Genomic DNA, 21998 nt, shown 5'->3' with positions numbered 1-21998 from the left:
CGAATAGATATAAACTTTACAAATAAAAAAATGAAAATGACCCTTGGCAGAAAAATAGTAATAGGATTTAGTACCTGTGCCGTTATCCTTTTAGCAGTTGCAATTTTCTCTTTTAAAAATAGTGAGAAATTTGTGGCTTCAAATGCCTTGGTTAATCATTCTAATGAGGTGATAAATCAATTTGACCTAATATTGATAGCGACTATCGATTCTGAGACAGGAGTACGAGGTTATGCAATTACAGGTAACGAAGATTTCCTAAAACCATTTTTATCTGCCAAAACAAGAATAATAGAGCAACTTGGTAAGGCTAAGCAACTAACAACCGATAATGCCAATCAACAAAAAAATATAGAGGAACTTTCGGAACAGATCAAAGTTCGTTTTGATAATCTAAATAAATGCATTGCTTTTCGTAAAAGCGGTTTTAAAAAAGTGCAAGAATTTATTGCGTCTGGCGAGGGAAAACAGCTTCAAGATGAAGTAAGAAGAACAATTGCCAAAGCACAAGAAACAGAATATACTTTACTCAACGAAAGAAAACAAACGAGCGAATATGATGCTAGTAAGTTTAATCTTGTTTTTGCTTTTTTATTGTTTATTATTTTTCTAATTCTCCTTGTTGTTTACACTATAGTCATTGAAAATTTGAAAGCACTTAAAAGCTCCGAATCAGAAACTGCCAATAAAAACTGGCTGCTTACAGGTAACTCAGAACTGAACGAAAAATTAATAGGAAATCAAAGTATTGTGCAATTAGCAAACAATACCATTAGTTTTTTATGTAATTATCTGAACGCTAATATAGGAGCTGTTTATCTATATAATGAAAAAGAAAATACGCTGATTCTAAAAGGAAAATTTGCTTTTTCATCTTCAAAAGAAGGTAAGGAAATATTTAAAGTAAATGAGGGACTAATTGGTCAGGCCGCCTGGGAACAGAAACAAATTGCTATAACAGAAGTATCCGAAGATCAAATACGCATCACATCAACCGTGCTGGATGCAAAACCTAAAAATTTACTTATTACCCCTTTTCTGCTTGACGGAAAAACGATAGGAGTAATCGAAATAGGCAAGCTTAACGATTTTAATGAAACAGAAAAGGAATTTGTTAATGTCTCGATGAATAGTATTGCCATAAGTGTCAATACGGTACAACAAGCTGAAGAAAAGGAAAAAAGAGCTGCAGAGTTAGGAATTGCCAACAAGGAGCTTGCTTATCAAAATGATGAGAAAGAAAAAAGAGCTGCCGAATTAGGAATTGCCAACGAAGAACTCGCCTATCAAAATGATGAGAAAGAAAAAAGAGCTGCCGAATTAGGAATTGCCAACGAAGAACTCGCCTATCAAAATGATGAGAAAGAAAAAAGAGCTGCCGAATTGGGAATTGCCAACAAAGAACTCGCCTATCAAAATGATGAGAAAGAAAAAAGAGCTGCCGAATTAGAAATTGCAAACAAAGAACTCGCCTTTCAAAATGAAGAAAAAGAAAAAAGGGCTGTCGAATTAGGAATTGCAAACAAGGAACTCGCCTTTCAAAACGATGAAAAAGAAAAAAGAGCGGTAGAGTTGAGTTTTGCAAACAAAGAGCTTTCGATTCAAGCAGAAGAACTTCAAATGCAGCAGGAAGAACTCAGACAACTGAATGAAGAACTGGAACAACAAACGCAAAATCTTAAACAGCAACAAGAGAAATTGCAAATGACCAATCAAGAATTGGAAGAGCAGACCCAGTCATTAGAAGAGAAAAACAAAGAAGTTGAAGCCTCAAAAAACAGTATAGAATTAAAAACAAAACAACTGGAGATAAGCAGCAAGTATAAATCTGAATTCCTGGCAAATATGTCCCATGAATTGAGAACACCACTGAATAGTTTACTGATACTGTCAAAAGATCTATCAGAAAACAGAAAGAAAAATCTGGACGAAGTACAGGTTGAAAGTGCGGAGATAATTTATAAAAGTGGACATGACTTACTGGTCTTAATAAACGAGGTACTGGACCTCTCTAAAATTGAAGCAGGTAAAATGTCTATCAACATTGAAAAAGTATACTTAAAAAATTTCACCGATGATTTAATTCGTGATTTTAGACATCAGGCAGAACAGAAAGGATTAAAACTAGTGTGCAAATTGAATACTAATTTACCCGAATATATACATACTGATTCACAACGATTGAATCAGATAATAAAAAATCTTATATCCAACGCTATAAAATTCACCGAAAAAGGAAGTGTAACTTTATCTATTGACCCAAATACAGCAACTACATTGAACATTTCAATTACCGATACCGGTATTGGAATATCTGAAGACAAACAAACCGCCATATTTGAGGCTTTCCAACAAGCCGAAGGTGGTACTTCAAGAAAATATGGAGGAACGGGTCTAGGACTTTCTATTTCTCGTGAACTTGCAAAATTATTAGAAGCAGAAATTCAGTTAAAAAGTGAATCAAACCGTGGTTCTGTTTTTTCTCTTATTATTCCATTACAAATTCACCCTCAAAAAGAATCATTCCACCCAATTCCGGTACAAGCTGTTTCCTATACATCACAAGTTACAAAGGAATTAACGTATCTTAATTATGACACCATAAAAGATGATAGAGATACGATAAATAAGGAGGATAAAGTGGTACTGATCATTGAGGATGATCGAAATTTTGCCGCTATCCTTTTAAAACAAGCGCACAAAAAGGGATTCAAATGCTTGTCGGCAGCAACAGGCGAAGATGGACTATTACTGACTTCAAAATACAAACCTAACGCCATTATTTTAGATATGGGTTTACCCGGAATCAAAGGGCGGCAAGTATTACACGAACTAAAAGCAAATCCCTCCATAAGACATATACCGGTACATATCATTTCAGCAAATGACCGCACACTAGAACCAATTAGAGAAGGTGCTGTGGAGTATTTGATGAAACCAATCGATAAAAATGAACTGGAAGAAGCTTTCAACCGAATTGAGAATTTTGTCAATAGAAAAATTAAAAACCTGCTGATTATTGAAGATAATGAAAATTCCAGAAAAGCAATGAAAATACTCATTGGTAATGGCGATGTAAAATGTTTTGAAGCAGGAAGCGGTAAAGAAGCTTTAGAGCTATATGAACAAAATAACATCGATTGCATTATTTTAGACATTGGTTTACCAGACATAAGTGGCTTTGAGCTCATCCATAAATTGGAAGAGATCAAAGGACATAACATGCCTCCTATTATTATTTACACCGGAAAAGAACTCACAAAAGAAGAAAACAATCTGCTTCAAAAATATGCAGAAAGCATTATTATTAAAGGAATAAAATCAGAAGAAAGATTACTCGACGAAACCGCGCTATTTCTGCATCGTACAATTAGTAATTTACCAAAATCGAAACAAATAATCATAAATAATTTGTACGATAAAGAGGCTATATTTCATTCTAAAAAAATACTTTTAGTGGATGATGATATGCGAAATGTTTTTGCATTATCCAAAATACTTCAAGAACGCGGAATGGAGGTTATAAAAGCCGAAAATGGAAAAACAGCATTAGATATGATGGAAAAAAACCCTGATATTGATTTAGTTCTAATGGATATAATGATGCCTGAAATGGACGGTTATGAAGCCATGAAAAGAATACGTAATCAAATAAAATTTAGGAGTTTACCTGTTATTGCACTCACCGCAAAAGCCATGAAAGACGATAAACAAAAATGTATAGACGCTGGTGCAAATGATTACATTTCTAAGCCCATTGATGTAAAACGTTTGCTATCATTGATGCGCGTATGGTTAAGCAAATAATGTAATGTCATTAAGTCTTGTTGATATTTCAATATTCGTTATTGAAAATTCAACTTTCAAACTTTTATTTTAAAATTGTATTTGTTTAAATAGTCTTCAAAAAAGAAAAAAACAACGAATTTTGAAATATAAAAAAAACTTAACATAATGACATTGGGTATTTCCCGATAATTATCAGGAGAAGCAATCTTAACCTTGTGAACAGGTTGCTTCACTTCACTAACCTTCGCAATGAAATAAAAAAAATTGAGATTAATTTTTATTGAAAATGAAAATAAATAGCCCTGTTAAAATTTTATTAGTAGACGATTTACCTGAAAATTTGTTTGCCTTAGAAGTAATTCTGCGTACGGAGGATTATTTATGCGTAAAAGCAACTTCCGGTAATGATGCCTTAAAAATTCTACTTCATGAACAAGATTTTGCCATTATATTAATAGATGTGCAAATGCCCTTGATGGACGGATTTGAAACTGTAGAACTAATTCGCCAAATCGAAACACTCAAACATGTTCCGATTATTTTTTTAACAGCAAGTATGGACAATACGGTCCAAATTTTCAAAGGCTATCAAGCAGGGGCCGTCGATTATATGATTAAACCGCTTTCTCCTGAAATATTAAAGGCAAAAGTGGCGGTTTTTGTAGATCTTTATAAGAAAAATCAGGAACTATTAGTTCAAGCTGAGCAACTTAAAAAATTAAATACTGATTTGACTGCACAAAAATTACTATCTGAATATTCACTTAGCCTTATTGAAGCAAGTCATGATCCTTTGTTTGCTATTAATCCTGAAGGAAAAATAACCGATATGAATAATGCATCAGTGCAAGTAACTGGAATGCAACGAGAAAAATTAATTGGAACCGATTTTTTTGATTATTTTACTGAGCCTCAAAAGGCCCGTGAAGTGTATCAAAAAGTGTTCGAAAAAGGATTTGTTGCTGACTCACCACTTATTCTTCGCCATAAAAATGACAAGCTGACAGACGTATTATTTAATGGATCGGTATACAAAGATGAGAAAGGAAATGTGCTTGGAGTAGTAATTGTTGCCAGGGATGTTACAGATCAAAAAAGAATCGAAACCGAGCTGATTGAAGCAAAAGTATTTGCGGAGTTAGCCACCTTAATTGCGGAAGAAGCAAAAAGTAAAGCAGAAGATGCTATGAAAGCAAAACAGCAATTTTTGTCTAATATGAGTCACGAAATCCGGACGCCAATGAATGCGATTATCGGGTTTACAAAAGTGTTGATTAAAACCCACTTGACGGATAAACAGAATGAATATTTTAATGCTATTAAAGTATCGGGAGATGCCTTAATAGTACTCATTGACGACATACTCGATTTGGCAAAAGTTGATTCAGGAAAAATGACCTTTGAGCAAACTCCTTTCAAAATAGCGACATCACTATCAGCCATGCTTCATTTATTTGAAACAAAAATTCAGGATAAAAATCTACAATTATTTAAAAATTACGACAGTAAAATTCCTGAGGTTTTGGTTGGAGATCCAGTCCGTTTGCACCAAATTATTTTAAATTTAGTCAGTAACGCTTTAAAATTTACCATAAAAGGAGAAATTACAGTTAGTGTTGACTTGGTACATGAAGATAATGAAATAGTTATTATCCAATTTGCAGTTACAGATACGGGAATAGGTATTGCTGCAGAAAAAATACCCACAGTTTTTGAAAATTTTCAACAGGCTACAAATGGAACCTCAAGATTGTATGGGGGAACTGGTTTAGGATTAGCCATAGTAAAACAATTAGTAGAAACACAAGGAGGCAACATACAAGTAGAAAGTAAAATTGACCAAGGTTCAACATTTAGTTTCACACTCCCTTTCCGTAAAACAAAAGCAAAAACAAAAGCAAAATCAAAATCAAAATCAGAGAAAGTTATAACACAATTAAATTCGGAAATTAAAAATATAAAAGTATTGGTAGTGGAAGATATTGCTCTTAACCAGTTACTGATGAAAACCCTACTGGATGATTTTAGATTTGAACGCGATATTGCCGAAAACGGAAAAATAGCCATCGAATTATTTCAGAAGAATTCCTATGATATTATTTTGATGGATTTGCAAATGCCCATAATGAATGGATTTGAAGTCACGGATTATATTCGTAATACCCTGAAATCAAATATTCCCATCATTGCATTAACTGCTGATGTAACAACAATTGATCTCGCTAAATGCAAAACAGTTGGGATGAACGATTATATTTCGAAGCCAGTCGACGAAAAGATATTATACAGTAAAATCGTTGGCTTAGTAAAAAAATCGAATCTCGAAAAAACCGAAGAGTTTATTGCGGTTGAAAATAGTCAACGTAAAAAAACAAAATGTGTTGACTTAACGTATTTGAACAACCGTACCAAGTCAAATCCTGCATTAATGATGGAAATGATAATCTTATATATGACTCATACTCCTCCTTTAATTACTACCTTAAAACAGAGTTTAGAAGACAAAAACTGGACTTTATTAGCAGCTGCGGCACATAAAATGATTCCTTCTTTTTCGATAATGGGTATCAGTGCAAATTTTGAAAGTATGGCTAAAAAAATTCAGGAATTGGCTGATAAAGAAGAAAACACAACTGAATTAATCGATTTAATTAGTCAACTTGAAGCTATTTGTGCTCAGGCTTGTGAAGAATTAGAAGAAGAATTTGCCATTATAAAAAACAAATAATATTTTAACTAAATTACAAAAGAACACTTTAAAATAATTTTTAGAAAAAATTGAAGAAAAGTTAAAATTAACACATTATTTTCCTTGTTTGAAAATTCAAAAAAGCGAGATATTACACTTTGATAAAAGCCACTAATAATAAAAAATCTTTTAAAAATAGTACATAATGCCATCTATTCTTAAATCTGATCAAAATTTAGAACCGCAAAAAACCGCTTTCTAATTTAATATAAATTATTGTTTTTTTAATAATTTATCAGAATTTTTATTCATTATTTACAATAATAGTTGAATACTACAACATTAAACTCATATCTTATAACTTCTTTGGATAGCAAACCGTGCATCTTTGTGATGTGATAAATATGTCCCAAAATAAATAAATAAATAAATGAGTTATGAAATTAAAAAATACACTATCTACCCTTGCATTGCTTTCGGTAGTATTTTTTTCCAGTTGTAATAATGATACTGCTGAGAAATCAACTGCCAACAGTTCTACTGTTGCAAAATCAGATGGTTCAGCTTCAAACATATATGCATTTAATGAAACCTATAATATAACGCCAAGCGTGGGTTCGTTGAATCCTGTAAATCTAGGTATTGCAGGAGATTTTGCTATTTTATCAAAAACAGGAATTACCGATGTTTACAAATCAGCAATTACGGGTGATATTGGTTCAAGCCCAATAACTGGTGCTGCTATTTTAGTTAGATGTACAGAAGTAGTGGGAACAATTTATACTGTTGATGCAGCAGGACCACTCCCATGTAGTGTAACTAACGCAACACGATTAACTACAGCAATTGGAGATATGCAAACAGCATACACGGATGCAGCTGGACGAACTAATCCTGATTTTCTAAATTTAGGTGCGGGAAGTATCGGCGGAAAAACACTTACGCCAGGCTTGTACAAATGGACAACTCCACTTAATATTCCAACCGATATAACGATTGCAGGTAGCCCAACAGATATTTTTATCTTCCAAGTAGCTGGTACTCTTAAATTGAGTTCTGCTGTTAGAATGACATTAACCGGAGGAGTTCAAGCTAAAAATATTTTCTGGGTAACTTCGGACGCTGTTACATGTGGAACGACTAGTCATTTTGAAGGTAACATACTAGGAATGACAGGTATTAATTTACAAACTGGAGCAACAATCAACGGAAGAATGTTAGCACAAACGGCCGTAACTCTACAAATGAATTCGGTTACGAAACCACAATAAATTAAAATAATTCAATTCTCAAGAAGAGGCTGTCCTAACGGATAGCCTTTTTTTTTGCAATTTTGCTAATGCTTCAAACACTTATGCCGTATCGAAAGTTACGTTTATAAATCAGGTCAGATCTATTTTTTAACTCTTAGCATCCATTAATTTCGGTTATTATACCATATAAAAAATCAACAGTTAAATAATTATTAAATACTATATACCAAACACTTAAGTATGTGTGAATATTAAAAAAAAAAAAAATAATTATATAAAAATAATACTCTAAATTTTATTGAACTTTGTATTGTGAAAATTAATTCACTACATAAATATTAAAAAATGGATACTGAAAAATCAATTGCCATATTAAATTCCTTAATCCAAATTAATAACGATCGAATTGAGGGATACGAAACTGCTTCAAAGGAAGCTGATGAAACAGACTTAAAAACATTGTTTTCTCACTTTACTGAAACTAGTTTAAAGTGTAAAGCTGATCTTGTTACAGAAGTAAAAAGATTAGGTGGGAAACCTACGGAAGGAACAACTGCATCAGGTAAATTATTTAGAGTATGGATGGATATAAAATCAGCTATTACCGGTCGCGACAGAAAGGCCATAGTTAATTCATGTGAATACGGCGAAGATGTTGCTGTTCAAACTTACGACGACGCATTAAGTCATAGCGAAGATTTAACTCCAGAGCAATTAATGATGATAAAAGAACAACATTCAGTTTTAAAAGCAAATCATGACAAAATCAAAAACTTGCGCGATTTAATGGGGTAATCAATACTGATTTTTAATCAAAATATTCGTTAACTGCAATGTCTTTTCTACGCCAATTTTTTTTCTTTCTCCAGCTTAGACTTTAGTCTTTTACTTTTTAAGTGTGAATGATGTAACTTATAGTGACAATTATATAATAATTTTTAGACTTTATAAAAATACATTTGTGATACAATTATGATGCTAAGCGTAAGAGATTTAAAATATTTTTTCTCTTTATTTTAAAGTCTATTAATCATTGAAAACATCTAATTCAAAAAAATATACTAATAAATCTAAAAATAAAAATTATGAATCTTAAAAGAATCTTTGGAGCATTACTTACAGCTCTCGGAATAGGTGGTCTAATCTACACTGCAATAGTGTTTAGTAGCACTTCAGGTGAAACACAGGATATAAAATCACTCATCATTTATGGTGTTCTTGGAATTGTATTCTTTGTTTCAGGAATTAGCTTAGTTCGCACCACAAAGGACGAAGCATAATTTAAAATTGGTTAAACAGTTCTATTTTTTTTTAAATATAACTAATTATATAATGGTTAAAAATCAAATCGCTCTGGTATTTTCGAATATTCAAAAGCGGTTTTTTTGTTTTACCTTTTCTATATTCCTTAGTCGATCCATTTTTCTGCTTTTAAAATTCAATTATAGTAGATGTAACGACTTATATATCAAATACTTAATTTTATTTGTTTTTAATAATTACCTGTTAAAATGTGAATAATACAACTCTTACCCTTAATTTTGTAACAGTGTTTTATTATATTATTCCAACCTTGAATTTTTAAATACTAAAAAAAATGAAAAAGAAAGCAATTATCTCGAACCCGCTTAAAAAGGAATTAAATAAAGAGAATGAGGACAATTTTCCAGATCATCAAATCTATCCCTCCAGTGACGATATTTATAACAAAAATCACAAAGAAAGCGATATAGATCCTGAAGACATTGACAAAATGAAAGAGGCAATAGAAAGAGATCAAATTGGCGCATCTAATGAAAAAAATTTTAATCAGGATATGTCAGGAAATGATTTAGACATTCCAGGTACAGAATTAGATGACATACAAGAAAATATAGGAAGTGAAGACGAGGAAAACAACTATTACAGTACTGGGGGCGACAATCATAATGACTTAGAGGAAGATAACGGTTAATCATTTTAAAATTAAATAATGAAAATAGCGGTATTTAGTACAAAACCCCATGACCGGGAATATCTAGATAAATTCAACAGCAATAACAGGCATCAGCTTACTTACTTTGAAGCACCTCTAAATGCTGATACAACTAATCTAGCATTAGGATTTGAGGCTGTTTGCATATTTGTCAATGATAAAATAGATGCAGTAACGATTGAAAACCTTTTCAAAATAGGTGTTAAACTTATTGATTTAAGAAGTGCAGGTTTTAATAATGTTGATATTGAAGCCGCAAAAAATAAAAATATAAAAGTAATGAGAGTTCCTGCTTATTCTCCAGAGGCAGTTGCGGAGCATGCAGTAGCATTAATTTTGACTCTAAATAGAAAAACCCATAAAGTTTACAATAGAGTGCGTGAGAGCAATTTTTCATTAGAAAACCTTATTGGATTTAATCTTCATGGAAAAACAGTTGGAGTTGTTGGAACAGGAAAAATAGGTATGGCGTTTTGCCAAATAATGTTAGGTTTTGGATGCAAAGTCATTGCTTATGATATTACTGAATCTGAAATGCTAAAAGATAAAGGCATTGAATACACAACCTTGGTTGACTTGTATAAAAACTCAGATATAATTTCACTGCATTGCCCTTTAAATGAGAAAACAAAATATCTCTTTGACATTAGAACCTTTTCTACAGTAAAAAAAGGAGTCATGCTCATTAATACCAGTCGAGGAGCTTTAATCAAAACATCCGACGCAATTGATGCGTTAAAAAAAGGTCAACTGGGGTATTTAGGAATCGATGTTTATGAACAAGAAGAAAATTTATTCTTTAACGATCTGTCTGAAAGTATTATCGAAGATGATTTAATAGAGCGATTAATGGCGTTTCATAATGTTTTGATTACACCTCATCAAGGATTTTTTACAAAAGAAGCGTTAGATCAAATTGCCGTTACTACCTTAAAAAACTTCGCGGATTTTGAAGAAGGATTACCATTAGAAAACGAAGTCAAATTATAAGATATTAATTGATTTTATTTTTTATATAAAGTACAATAACCAATTGATTTAAAATTAATTATATTTTTTTATGATCTTTTTAACTAAAATCAGGGCTTAAATCCTTAAATTTAAATTGCGATTCCATTTACAATTTTTAATCAGCAGGTATACCTTACTGATATTTAATCCGGCTATTTAGGCCTCTTCGTAAAAAAAAATTGGCATAATAAATCATATAAAATAGTCCTGTAATTTTTTTCAATACCAAACCATTTTTTTGAACTATTCCATATTTCCGAATGAAAATGTGTGAAAGTTGTAACTCATATATAAAATTGTATAAAGCGTTAAATCACATTAAACCTGAAATTTACAATATTAAAATTTCACGATAATTAAATACAAAATTATGAAAAGTACCGACACCAAAACTGATAAAAAAAGAATGACAAAAGAGGGGAAGGGAAAATCAATGTTTGCAAAACAAGAGATAAAGGAAGGTTGTCGCAATATTTTTGTTGATGAACTTAAAGAGATTTATTTTGCTGAAAAAGCATTAATTATATCCATACCCATAATGATTAAAAAGGCTACAACGAAAGAATTAGTTGATGCGCTTACCATACATTATGACTTTACAAAAGAACATATCAAACGCTTAGAAGCTATTTTTTGTTCGATAGGGGAATCGGAAATAATAACGAAATACGAAGCAATGTATGGGGCGATTAAACCTTTAAAAGAAGAAGAAAAGGAATAATACCTATCAAAAATTACAAACTATGTCTATTCAAACCGTTAATCCAAACAATAATAAAGTTGTCAAATCATTTGAAGAAATGTCTGACAAAACTGTTGACACATTAATAGAAAAATCTGCAAAAACATTTAAAGAATGGAAAGAAACAAGCTATGCAGAACGTGCTAAAATATTGCACAAAGTGGCTAAATTAATGCGTGATAAAAAAAAATCGCTTGCTAAAATAATTACTTTGGAAATGGGAAAATTAATTGCTCAAGCTGAAGGTGAAATTTTATTAAGTGCTGATATTTTTGATTATTACGCAAATAATGCCGCTCATTTTTTAGCTGATAAACATTTGGAGCCGGAGTTCGGGAGCGCTTTAATACGGTTCAGTCCAATAGGAATAATTTTAGGTGTAGAACCTTGGAATTTTCCATTTTATCAAGTAGCGCGTTTTGCTGCTCCAAATATAATGGTAGGAAATACGGTTTTAGTAAAACATGCCTCCTCGGTTCCACAATGTGCCATTGCCATTGAAGAATTGTTTAATGAAGCAGGAGCCCCAGTTGGTCTTTATACCAACCTTTTAATTTCAGGTAAAAGAGCTTCCGCTCTAGTTTCTGACAAAAGAATAAAAGGAGTAGCATTAACCGGTAGTGAAGAAGCAGGCGCAAATATAGCCGCAGAAGCAGGTAAAAATTTGAAAAAATCTGTTCTGGAATTAGGAGGTAGCGATGCTTTTATCATATTAGATGATGCTGATGTTGATAAAACTGTTGAATGGGCTGTCGTTGGTAGAATTAACAACAATGGCGAGTCCTGCGTGGCTTCCAAAAGATTTATAGCAGTCGAAGCTGTTGCTGATGAATTTATTAAAAAATTCAAAGAAAAATTATCAATCTTAGTTATAGGTGATCCAATGGATCCTAAAACCGAGCTTGGTCCATTAAGTAGTGAAGCGGCAGCTATGCATATCGCAGACCAGATAAAACGATCAGTCGATGCTGGCGCAAAACTTTTATTAGGCGGTACACGGTCTGATCGTGAAGGTGCTTTTATGCAACCTACAATTTTAACTGCTTTAAATCCTAAAATACCAGCTTACTACGAAGAGCTATTTGGCCCGGTTGCTTCTTTTTATCGGGTAAAAAATGAGCAGGAAGCAATTGACTTAGCAAATGATTCGAATTTTGGCTTAGGTTGTTCCGTTTTTACTCAAGATATAGAAAGAGGAAAACGTGTTGCTGATAAAATCGATGCCGGTATGGTTTTCATTAATCATCCAACTGGTACTAAAGCAAATCTACCTTTTGGAGGAACAAAAGGCTCGGGTTATGGAAGAGAATTATCGGAATTGGGAATTCAAGAATTTGTAAATAAGAAACTCATTCGCGTAAGCGGTCTTTCGGACCCTTTTTAGAATTTGACTTTTAATGAAAAACGTAATGAAAACAAAACAAATAGTATTAGCATCAAGACCAAAAGGATTCCCTACTCTTAACAATTTTAGATCAGAAACTGTTGATGTGGCTGAACTTAAAAATGGTGAAGTTTTATTAGAAGGGATGTATTATTCCGTTGATCCTTATATGCGAGGCCGAATGAATGATGCAAAATCTTACAGTCCTCCTTTTAATTTAAATCACCCTCTAAATGGTGGTGTGATTGCAAAAGTATTGGAAAGTAAATCTGATATTCTTAAAGCGGGTGATATCGTTTTGGGAATGTTACCGTGGAAAGAAAAATGTACGGTTTCAGAAAAAGATTTAAAAAAAATTGATACTTCTATTGCACCAGCAAGCTATTATTTAGGTGTTTTAGGAATGACAGGACTTACCGCTTATTTTGGTTTATTGAATATTTGTAAACCAAAAAAAGGAGAAACTGTTGTCATATCAGGCGCTGCCGGAGCTGTGGGAGTTGTGGTAGGACAAATGGCAAAAATTCAGGGATGTCGGGTTATTGGTATAGCCGGTTCTGATGAGAAAACTAAATTGTTAAAAACCGAATTCGGTTTTGATGAAACCATCAATTACAAGACCACTAAAGACATGAGCAAAACAATTGGAATGTTGTGTCCAAATGGTGTAGATATTTATTTTGATAATGTAGGCGGTGAAATCTCTGATGCAGTTATAGCAAATATAAATTTTAATGCAAGAATCGCATTATGCGGACAAATTGCTTTGTACAATAGCACTGACACACCCATGGGACCCCGTTTACAGCCAATGTTATTGACTAGAAGTGTACTAATGCAAGGCTTTATAGTAAGTAATTTTAAAAACGAGTTTTCCGAAGGTATCAGCCATTTAGCGAATTGGGTAAAAGACGGAAAAATAAAATTTACTGAAACAATCGAAAATGGCTTTGATCAATTACCTAAAGCATTGCTCGGATTATTTAAAGGAGAGAACACAGGCAAAATGATTGTTAAAGCTTAATAATTATATGAAAAAAACAAAATATAAAACAAAGAATTATGAAACCACAAATTGGAATTACAGAAAGTCATTTACAAAAAAGCAATTCATTTCTTTCGTCTATTTTAGCTAATGAAATGACATTATATGTTAAATTAAGAAAATTTCATTGGAATGTTGCTGGTGAAAATTTTATGGAACTGCACAAATTATTTGAAGGTCAGTATAAACAATTGGAAGAAGCGATTGACGAAGTTGCGGAACGTATCGGCAAACTTGGTGGCAAAACTATTGGTACGATGAAAGAGTTCTCGGAACTGACCATTCTTAAAGAATCGCCAAATCATTACCCTTCTAATAAAGAAATGAAAAAAGAACTGTTAGAAGATCATGAAACTCTGATTGTACAATTACGAAAAGATATTGATATCTGTGCTGAGGAAAATAAAGATGCCGGTACTGCAGATTTTATAACTGGATTAATGGAGCAGCATGAGACAATGGCATGGGTATTAAGGAGATATTTAAGCTAATTTAAACTTTTATCCTAAAATGGAAATATCAGAAAACAATTTACAAATCGTTTCCAAAAGTAATTGCAGAGTTGGTAAAATAAGCTCCTCAAGAGTTCTTGATGAAGAGAAACTAATCACTGAAATGGAGTTTGAAAAAGAAAATTTGGAGATATTAAATGACACTATCACAGTTGAAGTTTCCTAAATAATCTTTATTACCTATTGATTTATACATAAAAAGTAAAATTTTATTGAAGAATGTAATTCTATATTAAGCAAATGGTCTGTTGAATTAGAACGATTATAAAAAACAATAAGTTGAGTATTTTTTTTGGTTTGGATTAAGAGGGCTGTTGGTATCAACAGCCCTTTGATAGTTAAAAATAATTACAACTGCTAAATACACTTGCACCAATCACGATTGTAAAGAATAAAAAAAATCTTCTCTATTTTCTTCTTGAATTAAAAAATACGTGAATTATATAAATATATCGCAAAGTTATATAACATTTTTAATACATAAATAACTGAACTTTAGACTATTGCAATTCCTAGATTATAAATAGTGTTTATGATTTCATATTTATCATATTTTTAAAATAAAGTTATGAAAACGAGAAAAAGATTAGGCATTTGGATGGATCATTCTATTGCGCATTTAATGGAATTTACCAATAAGCATTTTGAAATCAAAACCATTGTATCAAAATTAACTGATGAGGTAAAAGAAGAAACTTTGTCTGAAAGAGAAAGTCTAATGCACATTAAAAAGAAACGCCTTCTTTTAGACTATTATAAGAAATTAAGTGAGGCAATTAAGGATTATGAGCAAGTTATACTCTTTGGTCCTACTAATGCTAAAATTGAATTTTTTGATATTATAAGCGAGGATATTCATTTTTTCAAAATAAAATTCAAAATAAAAAATACCGATAAAATGACTCATAATCAGCAACATGATTTTATTAAAGAATACTTTTCAGAAGCATAATTATATTAAAAAAAATAATTAATAACCCCTATAAAAAATAAAAACATGCAATTAAAAAATTTAGGAATCGCAATGGTCATAATAGGAATAGTTATGATGGCATATACGGGGTTTAACTATGTAACTACTGAAAAAGTGGTTGATTTTGGCCCTATTCAAGTAAACAAAGAGGTAAACCATCCGATAAACTGGTCTCCTATAGTTGGAATTGTATTGGCTGTGGGAGGTATTGTATTAATTCTAACAAATAAAAAAACTACTTAAGCAGTGCTTCATTATTGCAGTTTAATCTGTTAATCTGTGAATAATACAACTTTTAACAAAAGTTATGTAAAAAATTAAAATGAAATCTTAATGATATTTGCACGCTGTTATTTTGCTGTACTAAATATTAAAACACATTAAAGAGGATTATTATTCTTTTTTATAAAAAAAAATAATAATAAAATGCTTCACTGTTTTTTATTTTGAATTGGTATATTCATAAATGAAATTGGATAAAACACTTTAGTTTTTACATTTTTTGTCAGCATATTTTATACTTTTATATTGTATGGTATCAATAATAAATTAAACTAACCTAATAAATATAGATTTTGATTATTTATTTAAAAAATATTTTTGACGATGTTGGTAAAGTTTCGATTTTTGCGATTCGATTTTTCAAAGAAGTTTTAAAACCACCCTATGAATTCAAAGAGTTTATTAAGCAATGTTACGTCATTGGTTATAAATCTTTGCCATTAGTGGCTATTACAGGCTTTATAATGGGATTGGTCCTTACACTTCAATCTAGACCCACTTTAGCAAAATTTGGTGCAGAATCTTGGTTGCCGGGAATGGTTGCACTTTCTCTAATAAGAGAGATTGCTCCTGTAATCACAGCCTTAATTTGCGCGGGGAAAGTTTCATCTGGTATTGGGGCCGAACTAGGTTCAATGAAAGTTACCGAACAAATTGATGCTATGGAAGTAGCAGCTATTAATCCTTTCAAATATCTGGTAGTTACAAGAATTTTAGCCACTACGCTTATGATTCCGGTTTTAGTAATATTTGCAGATGCAATTGGAATGTTAGGAGGATATATTGGTGTGAATATGCATAGCGAAATTAACCTAACCCGCTATACCTCTCAAGTTTTTGAATCGTTAGCCTTTTTAGATATTATACCAGCAACAATTAAAACATTTTTCTTTGGTTTTTTTATTGGAATGATTGGATGTTATAAAGGATTTACTGCCGCTAACGGAACTGAAAGCGTTGGTTTAGCAGCAAACTCTGCCGTGGTTACTGCTTCCTTGACTATATTCATTATTGATATGTTGGCAGTACAGATAACTGATTTATTCTTTTAAAATGATACGAGAGAAAAAAAATATAGATACTCCTGCCCTACCAGATAACAAAGCTCCAATAATAGAAATTATAGACTTGTATAAATCCTTTGGAAAAAACGAGGTACTCAAAGGAGTGAGTTTGATTGTAAATAAAGGAGAAAACTTAGTAATATTAGGGAAATCCGGATCTGGAAAATCAATAACTATTAAATGTTTAGTTGGGCTGGTTTTAGCGGATAAAGGCGAAATAAAAGTTTTTGACACGGATATAACTAAGCTGGATAATAGTCAGCTGAACGAAATCAGGGTCAGAATTGGGTTTCTTTTTCAAAATGCTGCTTTGTATGACTCGATGAGCGTTCGGGAGAACCTGGGTTTTACATTGAAAAGACATGTAACGGATTTATCACCTGAAGAACTGGAAGCTGAAATAAAAGCAGTTCTAGAAAGTGTTGGCTTGGCTGATGCAATTGATAAAATGCCGTCAGAATTATCAGGTGGTATGCGTAAAAGAATTGGACTTGCACGTACGCTTATCCTTAAACCTGAAATAGTACTTTATGACGAACCTACAACAGGATTAGACACTATAACATCAAGGGAAATAAGCGAATTAATACTGGATATACAGAAAAAAAACAAAACGTCTTCTATCATTATTACTCATGATATGGCTTGTGCAAAACACACGGCTGACCGATTGATCATTTTAAAAGATGGGGTAATTCATGCGGAAGGCAGTTATGAAGAATTAGAGAAAAGCGACGACGAATGGGTACGTTCTTTTTTTATTTAAACATTAAAATAATATTAAAAATATAAATTATGAATAAAGAATCTGGGTTCCAATGGAAATTAGGAATGTTTGTAATAATTGGATTAGTCCTGTTTGTTAGTACTATATATTTTATTGGAAAGCAGCAAAATCTTTTCGGTTCAACATTTAATTTAAAATCTAATTTCAAAAGCGTTAGTGGTCTTGAGATAGGAAATAATGTGCGTTTTGCCGGAATCAATATTGGCACGGTGAGTGACATTCAGCTAAAAACAGATTCCTCAGTAGTCGTGGTCTTTTTAATTAAAGATGAGGTACGAAAGTTTATTAAAACCGATGCAACGGCAAGTATTGGTTCAGACGGGCTGATGGGAGATAAAGTATTGACAATCTCTCCTGGAATTGCCTCTAATAAAATTGTTGAGGATAATGATGTTATTGCCTCAAAAATACCAATAGACATGGAAGATGTGATGGGTAGCGTTAAAAAAAGTGTAGACAATGCCGGAATTATAACTGCACAACTTGCCCAATTTACGTATAACATGAATAATGGAAATGGGACTTTATCAAAATTAATGACTGATAAAGAAATGGCCAACAGTATAAAAAAATCACTCTCTAACCTTGAAAACAGTTCCAATGACTTCTCCTCATTCACCACTAAAATGAACAATGGAAATGGCGCTTTATCAAAATTAGTGACGGATAAAAAAATGGGTAAAATGATAGATTCTACGATGAAAAACATTCAAGAAACTACTAAAGGATTTACAGAAATTACGGAAGCTGCAAAACATAATTTTTTATTGAGAGGTTATTTTAACAAAAAGAAAAAAGCGGAAGATAAAAAGCTGGAAAATTTAGATAATCAGGAAGAGATTGAAATGAAAAAAGAATTGAAGATTACTGAAGATAGTATCTCCAAAAAATAATTTGTTTGAAAAAAATTTACCAAAAAGTAACATTAAAAATTAAGGGGTCATGGAAAAACATACGGTAAAAATAAAATCTATAAAAAGCGTCACACATGATGTTTTGCAAATTGTAACCAACAAACCAGAATTTTACACCTTTTCACCAGGGCAAGCCACAGAGTTATCAGTTAATAAAGTTGGGTGGGAAAGTAAAAAAAGACCTTTTACTTTCACCAGTCTACCACAGAATGACTATCTTGAATTCACGATAAAAACATACCCATCACATAAAGGAGTTACGAATGAACTTTTGAAATTAAAAAAAGATGATGAGTTAATTTTACATGAAGTCTTTGGTTATATCTCATACAAAGGGGAAGGTATCTTTATAGCGGGAGGAGCAGGCATTACCCCTTTTATATCAATTTTCAGACATCTTAAATCGATAAACAAAATTGGGAATAACAAACTTATTTTTGCTAATAAAACTAAAGATGATATACTATTAGAAGATGAATTTAAAGAGCTGTTAGGTAATAATTTTATTAATATTCTGTCACAAGAAAAACGTATTGGATATGAGTATGGTCAAATCGATGAAAATTTCATTAAAATCAACCAAAAAGGAACTGCTGAATTATTTTACCTCTGCGGACCTCCGCCAATGATGGAAGCAGTAGAAAAGCAATTAACAGTTTTACAAGTCAAAAAAGACCGTATTATAAAGGAAAAATTCTGAGATAGGGAAAAAAGTATAATTTAATGTATTTTCTATGTGTGAATCCTGTAACTTAATGCTAAAGTTATATAACAAATCATTTTCACGTTGCTATTACCTTTACTAAATACTATAAAGTATCTTATAACTATAAAAATAAATGAAAATGAAAAAAATGAAAATCATCCTATCTTTCTTCGTATTGGGAATTATTATGACTGCATGTAACAACAACGATGAATCGTCTTCAAGTTATCCTTATGCTATTAAAATGACTGATGCTCCCGGACCATATCAGAAAGTAAATATTGATTTACTAGGCGTAGAAGTAACTGGAGATGCAGGACAGACAGTAACATTGAATGTTCGCAAGGGAATTTATAACCTGCTTGATTTTTCTAATGGTGTAAGCACATTAATCGCTACTGATACATTGCAAATTTCTAAAGTTGCTCAAATTAGACTTATACTTGGAACAAACAATACGGTAGTTGTTGATAATGTAACCTATCCTTTGAGTACTCCAAGTGCTGAACAATCTGGACTAAAATTACAAGTACACCATACACTTGAACAAGGAATTTTGTATAATGTATTACTTGATTTTGATGCGAACAAATCAATTGTGAATACAGGAAACGGTACTTATAAATTGAAACCTGTTGTTAGAACAATTGAAACTGCAATAAGCGGTAATATAAAAGGTAAAATTACTCCTGTAGGTAGTTTAGCTGTAGTAACCGCTGTTGATGTTCTTACAAGTTTATCTTATTCAACCAACGTGAATACAAGTGGTGAGTTTTTAGTTATGGGACTTCCTTCAGGAACATATAATGTAACTATTACTCCTGTATTACCATTGTTGCCAGTAACCAAAAGTACTATTGTAGTGACAACGGGAATTACAACAGATATTGGAATAATTACATTTTAAAAAAGAATTAATATTTCTATTAAAAACACTTAATTTTCTAAAAAAATTAGGTGTTTTTTTATCATAACGCATTCTATAATGAGATATTTTTAAATTAAAAAACACAACATCCTCTTATTATAAAAACAGTCCATTTAAAAAATAAAAAAATAATTATTATGAAAACTGAAACTGAAATCGAAGATGCTATTCTTAAAATCACAATGAAAATCAAAACTGAGTATCCCGAATTATCTAAATACCTGGAAGAAATGCCTACCACCGTTCCCGACGTCAAAAATCCGGAAATAAATATAAAAATTTTACAGGATTACTATAATTCTTTGGAATCATTGTTAAAAAAATATACGATAAAATAATACCACTATAAATCATAAATAATTACTTTTATTTTTTTTTAGAACCAACAAAAATATATAAAATTAAATTTACTGAAATGATAGATTTAATTTTTATATATTTTACTTGTTTTTATAATTTTGAAATTAAACTTAAAATTCATGATTAAAATTTATGGCCATTTAGAAAGTGTTTTTGAAAAACTCACTTCTGTAGCAACAAGTATTCTTGGTAATTCAATTACATTTATTATTGCATTAGGTTTAGTGTTGTTCTGGTGGGTCAACAGTTTTTTAGCTACGCGAGATATGCATCAAATTATTGGAGATATTATTTTTGGAACCACTTTTTTAAGTTTATTCATCATTCAAAAATCATTTAATAAATTTTCAGCGTCATTACATTTAAAAATTAATGAGCTAGTTTCCTCCCACGATACAGCTAGTAATACAGTACTGAATGTTGAAGCAAAAACAGAACGTGAAATAACAGAACTTTCTAAAGAGTACAGCGAACTTGCTGAAAAAGTTAGTGATCTTAACGATGAAATTGAAACTAAATAATTTTATTTTTTCTGTAAAAAAAATTACTTTATTAGCAATGTGTGAAATATATAAGTTTTGAGTAAAATTCTATAAGCCAAATCATGTCTCAATCATCGAACTTTGTACAATCATGAACACTTTTTTATGGTATAAATAAATCAAAATGAAAGCGGAAGAATCAAAAGGGAATTGGGACGAACAGAAAGATAAATTAAAACAAAAGTTCGCTGCATTGACTGATAATGATATGTTGTTTAAGGAAGGCACAAAAGAAGAACTGATTACAAAACTTCAACAAAAACTGGGAAAAACCAAAGAAGAATTACTCAAAATTATTGAAGGACTTTAAATAAATTTATATCATATTATCCCACGGTTTAAACATTTTACACCCGCTCTATTTCAGTTCCAAAGCTTGCTAAATTTTTTAATTTTGACAAAAAAATGCTTCGGACAAGTAAATTCTAATTGACTACTTCAACGATTGTAAATCTTTAAATTTCAAAAAATGAGCAAAACAATTTATATGTTAGGAATACTAACCGTCATGACAGCGACAGTGTTAATAGCATGTCAAACTTCTGCAAAAAAAGAAGACGAGGCGAAAGACAATATAGCAGATGCTCGAGAAGACACAGAAGATGCCAAAGAAAATTTAATGGTGGCTAAAAAAGTGGCAACTGCTGAAGAGTGGAGAAAATTCAAAGAAGAAACAAATATAAGAATATCTGAAAATAAAATTATAATAACTAAATTGAAAGCTAAAATAAAAAATACTGGGAGTTCAATAGACGTTATGTATGCAAAAAAAATTGATGAACTGGAACAAAAAAATAAGGGAATCAAGATTAAAGTTGATAGTTACAAAAACGATACCAGTGATGATTGGGAATCTTTTAAACGAGAATACAATCACAATATGGATCAGTTAAGTCAGGCGCTAAAAAACTTGACTGTAGATAATAAAAAATAATTTACAGCACTAATTCTAAAAGCGAGTTTTAAAAAACTCGCTTTTTTTTGTGCTATATATTTCCTTAAAAAAATAGGGTTTCTGCTTTAAATATTTAGAGGTGTGAAT

23 protein-coding genes are annotated in these 21998 nt (G+C 31.5%); all 23 read left to right on the top strand.

Translation table 11 applies throughout. From position 1 onward, the window contains the following. The first annotated feature begins 30 nt into the window (after window positions 1-30). Window positions 31-3807, top strand: coding sequence for a response regulator (locus tag ACFX5D_RS07455; RefSeq protein ID WP_379857614.1), 3777 nt, complete (start codon window positions 31-33; stop codon window positions 3805-3807). Window positions 3808-4075: 268 nt separating this feature from the next. Beyond that, a complete protein-coding gene (locus ACFX5D_RS07450; RefSeq protein WP_379857613.1) occupies window positions 4076-6517 on the top strand; it encodes a response regulator in 2442 nt (813 codons plus the stop codon). A gap of 398 nt (window positions 6518-6915) precedes the next feature. After that, window positions 6916-7749 carry an ice-binding protein gene (locus ACFX5D_RS07445; RefSeq protein ID WP_379857611.1) on the top strand — a complete coding sequence of 278 codons (834 nt, stop codon included), beginning with the start codon at window positions 6916-6918 and terminating at the stop codon, window positions 7747-7749. A 327-nt stretch (window positions 7750-8076) separates the two neighbouring features. Continuing rightward, window positions 8077-8526 carry a ferritin-like domain-containing protein gene (locus ACFX5D_RS07440; protein ID WP_379857610.1) on the top strand — a complete coding sequence of 150 codons (450 nt, stop codon included), beginning with the start codon at window positions 8077-8079 and terminating at the stop codon, window positions 8524-8526. A gap of 290 nt (window positions 8527-8816) precedes the next feature. Next, window positions 8817-9011, top strand: coding sequence for a hypothetical protein (locus ACFX5D_RS07435; RefSeq protein WP_073209943.1), 195 nt, complete (start codon window positions 8817-8819; stop codon window positions 9009-9011). A gap of 317 nt (window positions 9012-9328) precedes the next feature. Then, window positions 9329-9685, top strand: a complete 357-nt coding sequence (locus ACFX5D_RS07430) for a hypothetical protein (protein ID WP_379857609.1) — start codon at window positions 9329-9331, stop codon at window positions 9683-9685. A gap of 18 nt (window positions 9686-9703) precedes the next feature. Then, window positions 9704-10696, top strand: coding sequence for a 2-hydroxyacid dehydrogenase (locus tag ACFX5D_RS07425; RefSeq protein ID WP_379857608.1), 993 nt, complete (start codon window positions 9704-9706; stop codon window positions 10694-10696). A 391-nt stretch (window positions 10697-11087) separates the two neighbouring features. Next, on the top strand, window positions 11088-11438 hold the full coding sequence (locus tag ACFX5D_RS07420) for a DUF892 family protein (RefSeq protein WP_379857607.1): 351 nt from the start codon (window positions 11088-11090) through the stop codon (window positions 11436-11438). A gap of 22 nt (window positions 11439-11460) precedes the next feature. Then, window positions 11461-12843 (top strand): NAD-dependent succinate-semialdehyde dehydrogenase, encoded by a 1383-nt coding sequence (locus tag ACFX5D_RS07415; protein ID WP_379857606.1) that lies wholly within the window; start codon window positions 11461-11463, stop codon window positions 12841-12843. Window positions 12844-12868: 25 nt separating this feature from the next. Next, complete coding sequence (locus ACFX5D_RS07410) at window positions 12869-13867, top strand: NADP-dependent oxidoreductase (RefSeq protein WP_379857605.1); 999 nt, start codon at window positions 12869-12871, stop codon at window positions 13865-13867. A gap of 38 nt (window positions 13868-13905) precedes the next feature. Beyond that, window positions 13906-14379 carry a Dps family protein gene (locus ACFX5D_RS07405; RefSeq protein ID WP_379857603.1) on the top strand — a complete coding sequence of 158 codons (474 nt, stop codon included), beginning with the start codon at window positions 13906-13908 and terminating at the stop codon, window positions 14377-14379. Window positions 14380-14398: 19 nt separating this feature from the next. Beyond that, complete coding sequence (locus tag ACFX5D_RS07400; protein ID WP_379857602.1) at window positions 14399-14566, top strand: hypothetical protein; 168 nt, start codon at window positions 14399-14401, stop codon at window positions 14564-14566. A gap of 402 nt (window positions 14567-14968) precedes the next feature. Next, a complete protein-coding gene (locus ACFX5D_RS07395) occupies window positions 14969-15352 on the top strand; it encodes a hypothetical protein (RefSeq protein ID WP_379857601.1) in 384 nt (127 codons plus the stop codon). 45 nt (window positions 15353-15397) lie between these two features. Next, window positions 15398-15616: a YidH family protein gene (locus ACFX5D_RS07390; protein ID WP_379857600.1), complete on the top strand. Its 219-nt coding sequence runs from the start codon at window positions 15398-15400 to the stop codon at window positions 15614-15616. Between the two features lie 332 nt (window positions 15617-15948). Then, on the top strand, window positions 15949-16707 hold the full coding sequence (locus tag ACFX5D_RS07385) for an MlaE family ABC transporter permease (RefSeq protein ID WP_379857599.1): 759 nt from the start codon (window positions 15949-15951) through the stop codon (window positions 16705-16707). Window position 16708: 1 nt separating this feature from the next. Beyond that, a complete protein-coding gene (locus tag ACFX5D_RS07380) occupies window positions 16709-17485 on the top strand; it encodes an ABC transporter ATP-binding protein (RefSeq protein ID WP_379857598.1) in 777 nt (258 codons plus the stop codon). Window positions 17486-17514: 29 nt separating this feature from the next. Continuing rightward, a complete protein-coding gene (locus tag ACFX5D_RS07375; RefSeq protein WP_379857597.1) occupies window positions 17515-18399 on the top strand; it encodes an MlaD family protein in 885 nt (294 codons plus the stop codon). 49 nt (window positions 18400-18448) lie between these two features. Continuing rightward, on the top strand, window positions 18449-19120 hold the full coding sequence (locus ACFX5D_RS07370) for a ferredoxin reductase domain-containing protein (RefSeq protein WP_379857596.1): 672 nt from the start codon (window positions 18449-18451) through the stop codon (window positions 19118-19120). A gap of 145 nt (window positions 19121-19265) precedes the next feature. Beyond that, on the top strand, window positions 19266-20033 hold the full coding sequence (locus ACFX5D_RS07365; protein ID WP_379857595.1) for a DUF4382 domain-containing protein: 768 nt from the start codon (window positions 19266-19268) through the stop codon (window positions 20031-20033). A gap of 158 nt (window positions 20034-20191) precedes the next feature. Continuing rightward, window positions 20192-20392: a hypothetical protein gene (locus tag ACFX5D_RS07360; protein WP_379857594.1), complete on the top strand. Its 201-nt coding sequence runs from the start codon at window positions 20192-20194 to the stop codon at window positions 20390-20392. 141 nt (window positions 20393-20533) lie between these two features. Continuing rightward, window positions 20534-20935 (top strand): low affinity iron permease family protein, encoded by a 402-nt coding sequence (locus ACFX5D_RS07355; RefSeq protein ID WP_379857593.1) that lies wholly within the window; start codon window positions 20534-20536, stop codon window positions 20933-20935. Window positions 20936-21080: 145 nt separating this feature from the next. Then, window positions 21081-21266 (top strand): CsbD family protein, encoded by a 186-nt coding sequence (locus tag ACFX5D_RS07350; protein ID WP_379857591.1) that lies wholly within the window; start codon window positions 21081-21083, stop codon window positions 21264-21266. Between the two features lie 159 nt (window positions 21267-21425). Next, entirely contained in the window at window positions 21426-21890 is a 465-nt protein-coding gene (locus ACFX5D_RS07345) for a sll1863 family stress response protein (protein ID WP_379857590.1), read from the top strand. Window positions 21891-21998 lie beyond the last annotated feature (108 nt).

The organism is Flavobacterium fructosi, from assembly GCF_042787335.1.
Classification (GTDB): Bacteria; Bacteroidota; Bacteroidia; order Flavobacteriales; family Flavobacteriaceae; genus Flavobacterium; species Flavobacterium fructosi.
This window is presented reverse-complemented; position numbering and strand designations above follow the sequence as displayed.

Bases quoted from the DNA above. Each gene is read 5' to 3' on its own strand.
- ACFX5D_RS07355 (WP_379857593.1), top strand. From the start codon at position 20,534: ATGATTAAAATTTATGGCCATTTAGAAAGTGTTTTTGAAAAACTCACT.
- ACFX5D_RS07375 (WP_379857597.1), top strand. From the start codon at position 17,515: ATGAATAAAGAATCTGGGTTCCAATGGAAATTAGGAATGTTTGTAATA.
- ACFX5D_RS07450 (WP_379857613.1), top strand. From the start codon at position 4,076: ATGAAAATAAATAGCCCTGTTAAAATTTTATTAGTAGACGATTTACCT.
- ACFX5D_RS07425 (WP_379857608.1), top strand. From the start codon at position 9,704: ATGAAAATAGCGGTATTTAGTACAAAACCCCATGACCGGGAATATCTA.
- ACFX5D_RS07390 (WP_379857600.1), top strand. From the start codon at position 15,398: ATGCAATTAAAAAATTTAGGAATCGCAATGGTCATAATAGGAATAGTT.
- ACFX5D_RS07410 (WP_379857605.1), top strand. From the start codon at position 12,869: ATGAAAACAAAACAAATAGTATTAGCATCAAGACCAAAAGGATTCCCT.
- ACFX5D_RS07360 (WP_379857594.1), top strand. From the start codon at position 20,192: ATGAAAACTGAAACTGAAATCGAAGATGCTATTCTTAAAATCACAATG.
- ACFX5D_RS07415 (WP_379857606.1), top strand. From the start codon at position 11,461: ATGTCTATTCAAACCGTTAATCCAAACAATAATAAAGTTGTCAAATCA.
- ACFX5D_RS07400 (WP_379857602.1), top strand. From the start codon at position 14,399: ATGGAAATATCAGAAAACAATTTACAAATCGTTTCCAAAAGTAATTGC.
- ACFX5D_RS07395 (WP_379857601.1), top strand. From the start codon at position 14,969: ATGAAAACGAGAAAAAGATTAGGCATTTGGATGGATCATTCTATTGCG.
- ACFX5D_RS07445 (WP_379857611.1), top strand. From the start codon at position 6,916: ATGAAATTAAAAAATACACTATCTACCCTTGCATTGCTTTCGGTAGTA.
- ACFX5D_RS07455 (WP_379857614.1), top strand. From the start codon at position 31: ATGAAAATGACCCTTGGCAGAAAAATAGTAATAGGATTTAGTACCTGT.
- ACFX5D_RS07430 (WP_379857609.1), top strand. From the start codon at position 9,329: ATGAAAAAGAAAGCAATTATCTCGAACCCGCTTAAAAAGGAATTAAAT.
- ACFX5D_RS07370 (WP_379857596.1), top strand. From the start codon at position 18,449: ATGGAAAAACATACGGTAAAAATAAAATCTATAAAAAGCGTCACACAT.
- ACFX5D_RS07440 (WP_379857610.1), top strand. From the start codon at position 8,077: ATGGATACTGAAAAATCAATTGCCATATTAAATTCCTTAATCCAAATT.
- ACFX5D_RS07380 (WP_379857598.1), top strand. From the start codon at position 16,709: ATGATACGAGAGAAAAAAAATATAGATACTCCTGCCCTACCAGATAAC.
- ACFX5D_RS07345 (WP_379857590.1), top strand. From the start codon at position 21,426: ATGAGCAAAACAATTTATATGTTAGGAATACTAACCGTCATGACAGCG.
- ACFX5D_RS07365 (WP_379857595.1), top strand. From the start codon at position 19,266: ATGAAAAAAATGAAAATCATCCTATCTTTCTTCGTATTGGGAATTATT.
- ACFX5D_RS07350 (WP_379857591.1), top strand. From the start codon at position 21,081: ATGAAAGCGGAAGAATCAAAAGGGAATTGGGACGAACAGAAAGATAAA.
- ACFX5D_RS07405 (WP_379857603.1), top strand. From the start codon at position 13,906: ATGAAACCACAAATTGGAATTACAGAAAGTCATTTACAAAAAAGCAAT.
- ACFX5D_RS07420 (WP_379857607.1), top strand. From the start codon at position 11,088: ATGAAAAGTACCGACACCAAAACTGATAAAAAAAGAATGACAAAAGAG.
- ACFX5D_RS07435 (WP_073209943.1), top strand. From the start codon at position 8,817: ATGAATCTTAAAAGAATCTTTGGAGCATTACTTACAGCTCTCGGAATA.